The organism is Sutterella wadsworthensis 2_1_59BFAA (assembly GCF_000297775.1).
Lineage (GTDB): Bacteria > Pseudomonadota > Gammaproteobacteria > Burkholderiales > Burkholderiaceae_F > Sutterella > Sutterella wadsworthensis_A.
Map to the genome: position 1 here is coordinate 56,053 of NZ_JH815519.1, position 12,527 is coordinate 68,579.

Here is a 12,527-nt window from a genome sequence, read left to right on the forward strand (position 1 = left end):
GTTAACCCTGGCGTTTTCAGACGGCGCGGGCGTCCCTCAGCCCGAATGGAACGCGAGGCGGTGACGTCTCGCGGCGAACTGTCCGCCGGCATCCATGAGGCTGCCGATGCGTCACCTCCCGGAACCGTCACCCGTCAGAGGAACGGATGCGAAAAAAGGAGCCGAGCGCGAGCTCAACTCCCTTTTGAAGGATCGGGCAGGATCCCGGCCTCGGGCGAGGCCGGATTCAGCCATTAGGGGCGATAGGTCAGACCAGCCTTCAGGCAGGCGTCCTTCACGACGGGGTTGACATTGCCCTGGAGCTTCTCGATGCGTGCGGCGCGGGTGCACTCCCACTGCACGACAGGATGCTGCTCGTTCCAGTTCTGGGCGAGGCGGCGCTGGCGGTCGCTCATGCGGAAGACGGGTGCATAGGCGCCCTCCATGTAGAGCATGGCGCGGGCGATCTCGCCGCGGGAGCGCTCGGGCGGCTCGGCGCGGCGGCCGTCGATCTTCATCTCGCAGGTGCCGAAGGTGTTGGGCACGCCGGGCAGGAGCTCGTAGTTGTAGTTCGAGCGGATGGCGTTGACGGCGCCGACGGCGGGGAACAGGTTGTACATGTCGGCCTGCATCAGGCGGTATTCGGCAGACATCTTCTCGGCGCAGCGACGGCCCTTGTAGAAGTGGCCCTTTTCATTCGTGCAGCGACCGTCCCCTTCGCGCCACTCCTTGAAGGCGCGGCCGAAGTTCTCGGCGGGCACGACGTGCTCCCACTCGACGCGGCCCGCGCGCTCCTTGTGCTGGGGCGCGACGAAGCCCGCAGGCAGACTGACGTTCTTCTGCTTGTCGAAGGCGTAGCCGCAGTAGAGCGTCACGCGATGGTCGAAGTAGACCTTGCGCTCGAGCATCTTCTTCGAGTCACGGAAGTCTTCGTTCGTGGTGTTTCCCGCAGCGAGGGCGCCGAGGGCGAACGTGGCGGCCATCAGGGCGGCCGCGGTGCGGACAAGAGTCATTTATGTCTCCTTCCCATTTCGGGTTCTCTCAATGTCCGTCCATCATACCGAGATTGTCCGCAGCTCGCGCCCCCTTTTCTCCCCATCCGACCGCCTCCCGCCCTCAGAATTCCCCTCGCAAATGTTGCGGCATCTTGCCGCCCGACTTAATCCAAAACGACTGTGCTGCAGGCGTTCAGCCCGCTTTCTTAAGAAACGCCGCCTCAGGGCAAACCCTTGGAAAAACTTTCTTACAATACCCGAGTCATTTACTCGGGTATTTGCCTTGCGAACGATTCTCAGGTTCGATATAGTTCATTTCAACGAAACACGGTTCCACTGCAAAACAGCGTGAGGGGTCGCGCTGAGTGGCAGGCGGATGAGCACCGCCTCGAACAAACCGAACGTTCTTTCTCCTGCGTTCGAGATCGTGTTTTGATGGGTCTGAGGACAGCCCGCCCAGCAGCGATGCTGGGCGGGCTTCTCTTTTTGCGCGGGACGCATCCGCCCGCACCGTCCTGCGGCTCCACCCCTTCTGAAAGTTGCTAAAGTAGCCTCAGGTACCGCGCCCTGCGGTGACATTTTGGGACTCAGTCATGAAAGAGATTTTTCCCTGGATCTTCGCCGCCGCGCTGCTCCTTGCCGGCTCCGCCTTCCTCTACGCGGGCGTGAAGCTCACCTCCACCGCCTGGACGCTCAAGACGAGCGGCGAGCAGACGACCGCGACGATCGAGCGCGTCGAGGTTCGCGAGGCCCACGTCAGGAAGGACGATGCGCCTGCGATCGTGCACTACTACACCGAGGTCGTCTCGTTCACGGCCTGGGACGGCAGCAAGGTCGAGGCTCGTCTGCCCGAGAAGAACGACGACGAGGCCCGCGGCAGCCCCGGCGACCCGATCGAGATCCGCTACCGCCACGACGATCCCTCGGTGGCCGCTCCCGTCAACGGCAGTCCGCTCGGCATTCAGGGGCCGATCCTCATCATCGCGGGTCTGGCGCTTCTCGCCTTCGGCGCGCGCTGGACGATCGTGAAGCTCCTCTGACTTGCACCGCACAAAACAAAATGGCCACGCAGGCTTGATGTCCTGCGGGGCCATTTTGTTTCATCCGACGCCGTCCGCGCCTCAGGCGAGGCGCAGGCGGCTCAGATGGTCTCGCTTAGTCCTTGCGCTTGTTGTTGGCGAAGAAGTTGGCGGCCTGGATGTCCGTCGTGCGGATCGTGAAGACCTGGTTCGTCAGGTCCTCCGTGAGCGCCTCGGCGTCGTTCATGACCTTGAGGTTGAACTCGTTGAGGAGCTTGCTGGCGGCCTTCGGGTCCTTCTTCACGACTTCCATGTACTTCTTTTCCATGTCGGCCTGGGCCTTGGCGGTGTCGGCTTCAAACGTCTTGTAGGCAGCCTTCACGACCGGGGCGAGCTTCTGGTAGTCCGTCATGACGAGCGTCTGGAGCTTGCGGTACTTCCAGTAGATCGACTTGCTGTCGGCCTTGTCCGTGCCCATGCCGTAGTGGGCCGGGTAGGATTCGAGGCCGTGGTAGTACGGAACGTAGCAGGAGAGGTCGGCCATGCCGATGCCCACGTAGGCGACTTCGCCGATTTCCTTCGGCAGCCACGGACGGACGTGCATGACGTGGGATTCATACGTGCGGAACACGCTGATCGGACGCCACGGTTCGTTGCCGTTGAGGACGGGGCTGTACGGATCGTGGTCCGTGCCCTCGTAGTGGTTGCGAAGCATCGTCTTCATGTCGTCGACGGTGAGCTTCTTTTCGGGCTTGAGGTAGACCGGGTACGTACGGCCTTCGTCGGGCTTCTGTTCGAGGCTCGGGTTGAAGAGCTTCTGAATCTGCCAGACGCGCGGGTCGTTGTAGACGCGGTCGCGGGCGTCGTCACGGCAGTAGGCCTTCGAGAAGTTGAACTCGCCGTCCTTCTTCGGATCGTAGAAGCCGTTCTTTTCAGCCCAGCTCACGAGGGTCTTGGAGGCCATGAAGTCGGCGCTCTTGGCGTCGTACTGCTGCAGGCGGCCCTGGTTGCCGGAGGCGAAGTACGTGTCCTTCGGGGTGCGGTGAGCCATCCACTGGTGGCCCGTGCCGGTTTCGAAGTACCAGACTTCCTTCTGGTCGACGAACACCACGCCGAAGCCTTCGCCGGCGCCGATCGTCTCGACGATGGAGCCGAGGATCTCGATGCCTTCGCGGGCGGTCTTGGCACGCGGCAGGACGACGTCATGGATGTCGTCTTCGGTGATGCCGGTCTCTTCGTTGTACGGGTCAAGCTTCAGGGCGTCGTCGCGGGCGAAGATCGATTCCGTGCCGGAGATGCCGACGCCGGCTTCATTGAAGCCCACGGCGCCGTGCAGCTGGGTCTTCCAGTTGGGCACCGTCGTGTAGCGCATGCTCTCCTTGGGGAGCGGATATTCGAAGTTCGTCGCACCGTCATGGTCCTTGGTGCGGTACATGCCGGACTGGTTCTTCTTGGCCGGATGAATGACGAAGTGCTGAGCCTTGAGGGCGCTGCTGTCGGCCGCACGCGCGACGAGGAAGGAACCGTCGGCGGTGGCGCCTTCACCCACCACGACCGTGGTACAGGCGAGGGCGGAGGCGGAAAGCGCGGTCGTGACGGCGAGCGTCAGGGCAAGCTTGCGAAAGAACATGGCTGGTCTCCTCATGTTTCACGTAGTCCCGCCCGAGTGGTCAAAAGGGATGGGCGGGGCTGTGGGTGAACCGTCTGCATCGGGCGCCCGCTCCTTCGTGTTCAAGCCCCGTGCGACGTCCGGCGGTTCGGAATATGCATGGGGCCGCGCGCCCTGTCCTCTGACGGGGCGCGCTGCATCCGCCTCTATATATATGTGGCGGCGGACGCCTGCGAAGGTGCGACGGCTACGGGACGCGGACCGTTCGTCGAACCGTCGGTCTGTCTGTCGTCTAGGCAGATCATCTTAGTTGAATTGATCTCACGCTCGCAATCGTTCTCAGGGTAAACGGCATCCCCACCTAGCGAAAACCCGCTCCGGCTCACGCAGGATGGAAATGCATCATCGTTCCGCGCAGCCGCCGCTTCGGGAAAACCGCGCCGCAGTCGGGAACGCGACGGGCTACAATGAGGATGCCCGTTCCAGGTCCGCTCCCCCGGCGGTTGCGGAACACCCCATTCAGACCACCCAGTTTAGGAGAGCGTATGTCCAAGCACATTCGGCAGGAGGTTCGCGTCGCCATCGACGAGAACAATCCCGCCATTGTCCGCGACGAGGATCTCTGCGTTGAATGCCGCCTCTGCGCCGGCATCTGCAACGAGTATGTCGGCGTCAACAACGCCTACGATCTTGCCAAGACGGGCGGACGATCCGTCTGCATCCACTGCGGACAGTGCATTCCCGTCTGCCCGACCAACTCCCTTCAGATCAAGTCCTCCTGCGACGCCGTCAGGAAGGCCGTCGCTGATCCCGACAAGATCGTGATCTTCTCGACGAGCCCGTCGGTGCGCGTGGCGCTCGGCGACGCCTTCGGCATGGCCGACGGCGCCTTCGTCGAGGGACAGATGGTCGAGCTCCTTCGCCGCCTCGGCGGCGACTACGTCCTCGACACGAACTTCGCCGCCGACCTTACGATCTGCGAGGAGGCTGCCGAGCTCATCGAGCGCATCACCAACGCCAAGGGTCCGCTGCCCCAGTTCACGAGCTGCTGCCCCGCCTGGGTCCGCTACTGCGAGACCTTCCATCCCGAAATGATTCCGCACATCTCCTCCGCGAAGAGCCCCATCGGCATGCAGGGTCCGACCGTCAAGACCTACTTCGCGAAGAAGATGAACCTCGACCCAAAGCGCATCGTGCACGTGGCGGTGACGCCCTGCACGGCCAAGAAGGCCGAGATCCTGCGCGAGGAGATGAACGCCGCGGGCCGCCTGCTCGGCGATCCCGCCATGCGCGACACCGACTACGTCATCACGACCGTCGAGCTCGCCGACTGGGCCAAGGCCGCCCGCATCAATTTTGCCGAGCTCCCCGAGGGCGCCTTTGACCGCCTGATGGGCGAAGGCTCCGGCGCGGGCGTCATCTTCGGCAACACGGGCGGAGTCATGGAGGCTGCGCTTCGCACCGCCTACCGCCACCTGACGGGCGAGACCGCCCCCGCCGAGCTCTATCACCTGACCCCCGTCCGCGGCCTTCAGGACGTCAAGGAGGCCACCGTCACGATCGCCGGCAACGACATCAACGTCGCCGTCATCTACGGCACCGCCTCCGCAGGCGAGTTCATCCGCCGCCTCAACGCGAGCGAGACGGACAAGCCCTATCACTTCGTCGAGGTGATGTCCTGCCCCGGCGGCTGCATCTCCGGCGGCGGCCAGCCCTCCGCCTTCGGCAACAAGGCCGACGTGCTTCGCGAGGCCCGCATTGCGAGCCTCTACAAGCGCGATGAGGAGATGGACTGCCGCACGAGCGACGAAAACGAGGAAATCAAGGCCCTTTACCGTGACTTCTACGGCGAACCGCTCAGCGAGCTCGCCGAGGAATTGCTTCACACCAACTACACCGACCGCCGGTCGGATTTAGGAGAAAAGAAAATGTCTTACCGTTGCAAAGTCTGCGGCTACATCTACGAAGGCGACGAACTGCCCGCCGACTACATCTGCCCGCTCTGCCACAAGGGCGTCGAGGTCTTCGAAAAGGTTGAGGAAAAGCCCGCCGCCACCGGCGAAAAGACCCTCGCCGGCACCAAGACCGAAAAGAACCTCCAGGCCGCCTTCGCAGGCGAAAGCCAGGCCCGCAACAAGTACACGTACTTCGCCGAAGTCGCCAAGCGTGAAGGCTACGAGCAGCTCGCCGAAATCTTCCTGACGACGGCCCGCAACGAACAGGAACACGCCCGCCTGTGGTTCTCCGCCCTCGGCGGCATCCAGTCCACGGCCGCCAACCTCAAGGCCGCCGCTGAAGGCGAAAACTACGAATGGACCGACATGTACGTCCAGTTCGCCAAGGACGCCGAAGAGGAAGGCTTCCCCGAACTCGCCGCCAAGTTCCGCGCCGTCGGCGCCATCGAACGCGCCCACGAGGAACGCTACCTCAAGCTCCTCAAGAACGTTGAGATGCAGCAGGTCTTCGAAAAGGCCGGCGAATGCATGTGGGAATGCCGCATCTGCGGCCACCTCGTCGTCGGCACGAAGGCCCCTGAAGTCTGCCCCGTCTGCGGTTACAGCCAGGCCTATTTCGAAGTGCGCGCTGAAAACTACTGATGACTGGCTAACTAACAGCTAAATACTTGAAGACCCCGTAAGATTGACTGCGCCACAGTCATCTTGCGGGGTTTTTACTTTCTGCGCACCGCTCATTTGCTTGCAAACTACGGATTTGACTGAGGGACAAAATAGAAGGGCTTCATATTCTCTCCCTCACTTCGCAAAATGCAAGTCACCTCAAAAAACATCGGCCTGCTGCCGGACGGCAGGTACACGATCGAAACGAATCTCCAAGTCCGAGTTACGAAAAGCAAGGCGTCCTTCATCTTTCGCTACCAGTTTGCGGGCCGCCGGCGAGATCTGTCGCTCGGCAGTCACCCCACCGTCACCGTCACGGCCGCCAAGCAAGAAGCTGCCAAGTGTCGCGCCCTGCTCGCGCGCGGCATCGACCCTTTAGATGTCAGAGCAGAGCATCGCGCCGAGCACGCCAGGCGAGCGCTCGACTTTGCAAGTTACGCGGAGCACGCGCTCGAAACGATCTTCGAGCTCAAGCACCTGTCCGAAGCGACCAAGGTGTCTTGGCGAGGACCGATGAAGAATCACATCCTGCCAGTGCTCAGGCACAAACTAGTCGCAGACATCACGGTGCAGGACATCTGCGAAGTGCTAGACCCACTGTGGGAAAAGAAGACGAGAATCGCATCGAGGATCCGTGGACAACTGGAAGCGATCTTCACGCTCGCGAAGCGTGAAGGCGTCTACATTGGCGAGAATCCCGCCACATGGAAAGGGAATCTGGAGGCGTACTTCCCGCCGCCGGCGAGGGTCCATAGGCGCGAACATCAGAAGGCCTACACCATCGAGGCGCTCGCCGATCAGCTGAAGGCGAGTCTTCGTGTCGACAGGCCCGTGCACAATGCTTTCGTCTTCGGCGTCCTCACCGCCACGCGACAAGCTGAGTTCAATGACGCAAAATGGTCCGAGATCGACTTTGAGCATAAGGTCTGGACTGTTCCGCCCGAACGAAGGAAAGACCGCAAGCCCGAGCCATTCCGCGTCCCACTGTCTGACCAAGCGATCGCGTTGCTCAAGCGCATTACGCCAGAGAGCGAGTACATCTTTTCGGGCAGCTACTACAACAATCGCTCAGTGGCTCGCTACTATGTCTCGACAATGGTGCAGTACGCCTCTGGCAGCACGGCAACAATGCATGGCTGCAGGTCTACATTTCGCGACTGGTGCGCGCGCGAAGGCATCGACACCGCAGTGGCAGAAAAGTGCCTTATGCACTCGCTCAAGTCAGTGCAGGCCGCATATCAGAGAGACGACTTGCTTGAGCGCAGACGACCCGTCATGCAGCAATGGGCAGATGCGATCCTGCCGATGAGCCTGCTGAGCGACCACAAATAGAAAAACGCCCCACCTACCGATGATGATGTGGTCCCCGATTCTTGGACAAAGAATTGGGGACCATCTGTATGGGACATAAATGGAAGGGAACAGTTGAAGCTAGAAAGCTGAGGTTTCTCGAGCTCTATGAGGATGGCGCAAGCTATCAAGAGATAATGACCCAGCTTGGGCTGGATGAGCATGATCTTAGGGATTGGCGCGCTACAATTCGTATTTTGGGCGTTTCTCGATTTCTAATGTCACATACCGTCAAAACGACATATTCCTACGAAACCAAGCTGGCAGCAGTCAAAGCTCGCGTTGAAGATCAGGTCTCGTACCAAGACATCTTGGCTGCATATGGCGTTGCTCCCAAGCTTCTTCGACGTTGGTGCAAGATTTATAGTGAACATGGCGAAGCAGGTCTGCAACCGAAGAAAAGGGGACGTCAGTTAGGGGCCAAGCAGAAGCCCGCGCAAGAGTTGACCCCCATGGAGAAGCTGGAACTTCGTATCAAGCAACTTGAAGCGGAGAATGCCATCTTAAAAAAAGTCGCGGCCCTGAAAGATTGGCAAAACTGAGCAATCGAGAGAAAGCAGAGATCGTTTATTCTCTTTCAGGGCAACATGAGCTTGATCTTCTGTTGAAGATCATTGGGTTGCCCCGGTCGAGCTACTACTATGCCCGTAAACATCCGAAGGCAGCTACACGCCCGGACGTTCATGAGAAGGTCAAGGAAATCTTCAACCGCACGTCAAATGGTTGCGGCCATCGCCAGATCTTCATGCGTTTACGTCGTGAGTTCAACATCGTCATCGCGAAAAAGACGGTATTGAAGGTAATGCGAGAATTGGGGTTGATCTGTAAGATTAGGCGACAGGGGTTTAGAAAGTACAGCTCTTATAAAGGCGACAATCGTACCGTTCCCAATCTCTTGGCACGCGATTTCAAAACAGCCTGCCCCTTCACGAAGATCGGTACCGATGTGACAGAGTTCGCTTTGTCCTTCGGTAAGGTATACCTCGCTCAGGTCGTTGACTTTTACTCCAATGAGATTCTGGCTTTCTCCATCAGTCGATCGCCCAACATGGATCAGCAAGAAGAGATGTTCGACGCGTTGGTGAAGGCGTTACCCCTTGGGGCTAGTCCCATCCTTCACAGCGATATGGGATGGCAATATCAGAATCCTGATTGGATTAAATGGACCAAGGAGCACAACGTCACGCGAAGCATGTCTCGCAGGGGTAACTGTTTGGACAATGCGGCAACAGAGCAGGCATTTGGCCATATGAAGGACGAGTTCTTCAGGGGGCAGTGCTGGGATAGCTTTGACGCCTTCAAGAGCGATCTGACGGCTTATATCGCCCATTGGAACACGAAGAGACCTCAGGAGCGTTTGGATGGATACGCACCATCCGAGTACCGTCAGCGTTATGTTAAAGCGGAATAAGAGCGTTCTCAGCGGTCTGAGAGCGATGAGTCGGGTCAAGGGTTGACCGAAGAAGTTGGAGGGGCCCTTTGGGAGGATCTAAGTTGTTCGGTCGTCCCTTGACGCGCCCCAGATAAAATACGCTATCGGCGTAGCCGGGACTTGCTTGTCCCGGCTATGCCAAGCGGCGAGCGTTAAAATCGGCCGCACTCAACTTGGAGTTTATTTTGTAGTCCAAGTTTCGGGGTCCAGATCAATGATGGTAGGCGGGGCGTTTTCAGGGGCAGGATTTCTCGACGCTCCATATGATCGAACATCAATACTCTCGTAGCCCGTATAAATTTGCCTCGCGGAGCGGCGGAAATTTCTAATTACGTAGAATTCTACATAATTAGATCCGATGCCCCAGGCTATCAATTACGAATAAAAAGGAAACCGCGCGGAGTGAGCTTCCCGGGGACGGATTGTCCCCGGCTAGGCTTGCGCGGTGTTGTTACGACCATTTTACCAGCGTTGGTAACTTGGTCTTCGGCTAAAGGTTCGTCTAACTAAGTTTTTTGACGCCACCTCTCAAACTGTTGGGGCAGAACGATTGCGGGCGATTTCAACCCATTTTGACGCCACCCCTTCGTCTAAATTTTCGGCCAAATTCGTCTACAACTTTGTCACTCAGTGACGATCTTTGTCAGAGCGTCCTTGTCTATCGCAGTCCGCTCAGAAAGCTCGACGCCTCGTTTAACCAGTTCTGCGCCTCTGACGACAAGGCCTGAGCATCTGGCAAGGCGCTCTCTTTCAAGCTTGCAGGTATCTGAGGTGGTTCCGGACAGTCGACGGCGGGCTGCGTCGGCCTCGAGGCGCACCCTGTCAAGGTCGCCAGACAAGTCACTAGCGCGAGCAAGTGCCGCATCGCGCGCCTCCCATGCGTCAACCAAGCTCTGCGCAGTGGCTCTCTCTTTCTCACGGTACTTCTCCTCAAGTTGCTGTGCGCGGGATGCATAGTCCTCCCGCAGTTCGGCGATGTCCTCGCCGTAGATGGCCGCTGCATATCGGTAACCACCGACAAAAAGAGCGACGCCCATCGCGAGTACCGCAACCAATTCCCGCTTTGTCACTTGACTCTCCTGTCAAAGTTGTGTAATATACACAATGTTGATCACGACCTATAGACTAGTCAAGAAGTGATCAACATCCTCAAGAAAAACGGATGGGTTCTGGTACGGATTACTGGTAGCCATCACATTTTCAAGCATCCCACAAAGCCAGGGCACGTCACCGTCCCGCATCCCCGAAAGGATCTGACGATGAAAACCCTTAAAAGCATAGAGCGACAAAGTGGTTTGTCTTTGAGGTAATTGTTGATCGGGGAGAGGGACTGTACACCCCTCTCCCTTTTTGCGTTATTACGCTAAAGGTAATCATCATGAGGTATCCAGTGGCCGTATGGGTCGAAAACGGAGCTTATTCCGCCGAAGTCCCCGATCTCCCTGGCGTCATCACTGAAGCCGACTCTATTGAAGAGCTTGAAACAATGGTTCAAGACGCCGCATCTGGTTGGATGGAGTGCGAACTTGACGACGGTCGAGCCATTCCGTCTCCCACTTGTATCGAAAACTATCTTTCTGACGAAGACTATCAAGATTGCACTTGGATGCTTGTTGACATTGATATGTCCAAGCTGTCCGACAAGACTGAACGCCTGAATATCTGCCTTCCTTCTCGCGCCCTTCGACGTCTTGATCTTCTTGCCGCTAAATCTGGTGAGTCACGCTCCGGATTTCTCGCAAAGACAATCTATTCCCTAAACGGTTGAAATTGACTACTCGAGTCTGCGGCAAAATCACTTGCCGTTGGTTCGTTTCAACCCCTTCGTTTAGAACACTGAAAAGGCTTCCAACTATCTGGGAGCCTTTTCTGTTGGCGCTCATTTCAACACCAATGCGACCAAGGCCACCACGGCTGCGCTGAACCAGACGCCCGCTAAAAAGCCAACGGCCACTGCCTCATAGTTCTTTTTCATTTCAAGGCATCCCTCCACGCCTTTACCGTTTTAGCAAACCCCCACGCGATAGCTACGCCACCAATTCCAAAGAACACGGCGTAAGTCCCAATCGCCTGCCACGTCAAATTCTCGACCATCATCAATTCTCCGAGTCGCAAAGCGACGATCAAGTTTGATAAAATACTCTCCATAGAACCTCTGTCTCAAAAGGTCTCCCCAAAGCCGTTCGGTCGCCACAACCGAGCGGCTTTTCCTTTTGTGCTTCAGAACTCGAAGCCCTTCACGGGGTTGAAGTCGATGCCGACGTACTGTGCAACCTTGTCGCGAGACGCCCACAGCTTCCACCCAAAATTCGCGCGCACGCAACACGGCCTGCCGAATAGACGATAGTAGAACAGGTGATGAAGTCCAACGCCTGATTTTTCAGCTAGAGATGGCCTACGGAATGGGAGCCAAAGTTGAACTTCAAAAAAAGCCATCCTTCTGGGTTAAGCATTTCAATTTCCTATTCAAGAGCGACATTGACTCTTTTGAAGGAACCGAATGCGACAAAATTCGAGAGAGAATCAAGAAATTCAATCCAAACATGTTCTGCCTAAATGCAGACATCAAAATGGGCATCTCAAACCGTAAGAAATCGAAGCAATTTCTAGAAGAACTCTTCTCAACCCCATCACCGTTCGAAAAATGACATTGACAGATGCCCATAGTGTCCTCTACGGGCATCTGCGTTCCATTCATCAATCCGCAACTACTCATTCGTGGCCTTAAATACGTCCGGAGCTTTTGGCCACACCACTTCGTAAGGGAAGCCGTCCTGTTGAGGGACATCACGCAGTGCCTGGCGATACGCCTTGACAGACTCAAGATCTTCACTAGAGACCGGATAGTCATTCATCAGCAAGTAGTCCGTATCCGCGATCAGGCGATCACGCTTAGATCGAACCTCTTCTTCAGTTTCAGCAAGCTTCTCTTCGGGCGTCTTTTCGGGAATCTTCTCGACAGACCAAGAAAGATCTTCGCCGCGCTTTTCGCGATAACCCTCTTCCTGCGCAAACTTCTGGATGAGCGAGCGCATTTCGATGTCGTGCGGCGTCTGGGAATGATGAGAAACCACCACACCGACGAGATCTGCAGCGCACGTCGGCTTTAGCTCAGCAGCCCACGCATCGCCAGTGAAGCGATAAAACTTCGAGCCATCCTCGCCTTCATCGCCAAAAGGCGCGATGAGAGTGCAGGACGGCGGCACGAGCTGACCGTCCATCACCTGGACGGTCAGCTCGTGCTCGAAGAAACCAGAAGCGTCGAACTTGTACGCTTTCTTGAAGGAAGTAGTCATGCTGACTCCTAAAAAAAAGGTTCATCTCGGAAGTCCGTGGAACGCGGCCTTGACTTTTAAGAAAAAGTACAGATCGTCTCGGAAGCCATAAGCTCGTCGCTTAATTTGCTTGATTTTATTGTTGACACCTTCAAGTACAGAGGTGTTGATCTTAAAGTCCGCGGCTGCAATGATGCCCTGCACATAGCCCCTGAGGTTCTTGCCGAAATCTACCAAGGGCTTGATCCTG

Annotated in this window: 12 protein-coding genes; 7 read left to right on the top strand and 5 right to left on the bottom strand. The window is 57.4% G+C overall.

The window, feature by feature from the left end:
- Positions 1-233 precede the first annotated feature (233 nt).
- The gene (locus HMPREF9465_RS09415) at positions 234-992 is read right to left on the bottom strand and encodes an endonuclease (protein ID WP_005436339.1); all 759 of its coding nucleotides are present in this window, start codon (positions 990-992) and stop codon (positions 234-236) included.
- 575 nt (positions 993-1,567) lie between these two features.
- Here HMPREF9465_RS09415 and HMPREF9465_RS09420 point away from each other — a divergent pair.
- On the top strand, positions 1,568-2,014 hold the full coding sequence (locus HMPREF9465_RS09420) for a DUF3592 domain-containing protein (protein WP_005436341.1): 447 nt from the start codon (positions 1,568-1,570) through the stop codon (positions 2,012-2,014).
- 115 nt (positions 2,015-2,129) lie between these two features.
- On the opposite strand, the gene HMPREF9465_RS09425 is transcribed toward HMPREF9465_RS09420, so the two are convergent.
- The gene (locus tag HMPREF9465_RS09425; protein ID WP_005436342.1) at positions 2,130-3,623 is read right to left on the bottom strand and encodes a C69 family dipeptidase; all 1,494 of its coding nucleotides are present in this window, start codon (positions 3,621-3,623) and stop codon (positions 2,130-2,132) included.
- 524 nt (positions 3,624-4,147) lie between these two features.
- Here HMPREF9465_RS09425 and rbr point away from each other — a divergent pair.
- The 4 genes from rbr to HMPREF9465_RS09445 all read left to right on the top strand — a co-directional run bounded on the left by rbr (position 4,148) and on the right by HMPREF9465_RS09445 (position 8,981).
- Positions 4,148-6,199 carry a rubrerythrin gene (gene rbr, locus HMPREF9465_RS09430; RefSeq protein ID WP_005436344.1) on the top strand — a complete coding sequence of 684 codons (2,052 nt, stop codon included), beginning with the start codon at positions 4,148-4,150 and terminating at the stop codon, positions 6,197-6,199.
- Between the two features lie 168 nt (positions 6,200-6,367).
- Positions 6,368-7,552: a tyrosine-type recombinase/integrase gene (locus tag HMPREF9465_RS09435; protein WP_005436352.1), complete on the top strand. Its 1,185-nt coding sequence runs from the start codon at positions 6,368-6,370 to the stop codon at positions 7,550-7,552.
- Between the two features lie 68 nt (positions 7,553-7,620).
- The gene (locus HMPREF9465_RS09440) at positions 7,621-8,112 is read left to right on the top strand and encodes a helix-turn-helix domain-containing protein (protein WP_038007496.1); all 492 of its coding nucleotides are present in this window, start codon (positions 7,621-7,623) and stop codon (positions 8,110-8,112) included.
- The gene (locus HMPREF9465_RS09445; RefSeq protein ID WP_147645323.1) at positions 8,100-8,981 is read left to right on the top strand and encodes an IS3 family transposase; all 882 of its coding nucleotides are present in this window, start codon (positions 8,100-8,102) and stop codon (positions 8,979-8,981) included. Before HMPREF9465_RS09440 ends, HMPREF9465_RS09445 begins: the two co-directional genes overlap by 13 nt.
- 644 nt (positions 8,982-9,625) lie before the next feature.
- Here the strand turns inward: HMPREF9465_RS09445 and HMPREF9465_RS09450 are convergent.
- Positions 9,626-10,072: a hypothetical protein gene (locus tag HMPREF9465_RS09450; protein WP_005436355.1), complete on the bottom strand. Its 447-nt coding sequence runs from the start codon at positions 10,070-10,072 to the stop codon at positions 9,626-9,628.
- A 66-nt stretch (positions 10,073-10,138) separates the two neighbouring features.
- Between HMPREF9465_RS09450 and HMPREF9465_RS12875 the strand changes: the two genes are divergently transcribed.
- On the top strand, positions 10,139-10,312 hold the full coding sequence (locus tag HMPREF9465_RS12875) for a type II toxin-antitoxin system HicA family toxin (protein ID WP_081579484.1): 174 nt from the start codon (positions 10,139-10,141) through the stop codon (positions 10,310-10,312).
- A gap of 68 nt (positions 10,313-10,380) precedes the next feature.
- Entirely contained in the window at positions 10,381-10,770 is a 390-nt protein-coding gene (locus HMPREF9465_RS12880; protein ID WP_005436356.1) for a type II toxin-antitoxin system HicB family antitoxin, read from the top strand.
- A gap of 940 nt (positions 10,771-11,710) precedes the next feature.
- On the opposite strand, the gene HMPREF9465_RS13470 is transcribed toward HMPREF9465_RS12880, so the two are convergent.
- Entirely contained in the window at positions 11,711-12,298 is a 588-nt protein-coding gene (locus HMPREF9465_RS13470) for a tail fiber assembly protein (RefSeq protein WP_005436359.1), read from the bottom strand.
- Positions 12,299-12,319: 21 nt separating this feature from the next.
- Positions 12,320-12,527 (bottom strand): ISL3 family transposase (locus HMPREF9465_RS13765; RefSeq protein WP_005436361.1); only part of this gene is annotated, 208 nt, incomplete at its 5' end.

Coding starts and splice junctions, on each gene's coding strand:
- HMPREF9465_RS09415 (WP_005436339.1), bottom strand. CDS start 992: ATGACTCTTGTCCGCACCGCGGCCGCCCTGATGGCCGCCACGTTCGCC.
- HMPREF9465_RS09420 (WP_005436341.1), top strand. CDS start 1,568: ATGAAAGAGATTTTTCCCTGGATCTTCGCCGCCGCGCTGCTCCTTGCC.
- HMPREF9465_RS09425 (WP_005436342.1), bottom strand. CDS start 3,623: ATGTTCTTTCGCAAGCTTGCCCTGACGCTCGCCGTCACGACCGCGCTT.
- rbr (WP_005436344.1), top strand. CDS start 4,148: ATGTCCAAGCACATTCGGCAGGAGGTTCGCGTCGCCATCGACGAGAAC.
- HMPREF9465_RS09435 (WP_005436352.1), top strand. CDS start 6,368: ATGCAAGTCACCTCAAAAAACATCGGCCTGCTGCCGGACGGCAGGTAC.
- HMPREF9465_RS09440 (WP_038007496.1), top strand. CDS start 7,621: ATGGGACATAAATGGAAGGGAACAGTTGAAGCTAGAAAGCTGAGGTTT.
- HMPREF9465_RS12880 (WP_005436356.1), top strand. CDS start 10,381: ATGAGGTATCCAGTGGCCGTATGGGTCGAAAACGGAGCTTATTCCGCC.
- HMPREF9465_RS13470 (WP_005436359.1), bottom strand. CDS start 12,298: ATGACTACTTCCTTCAAGAAAGCGTACAAGTTCGACGCTTCTGGTTTC.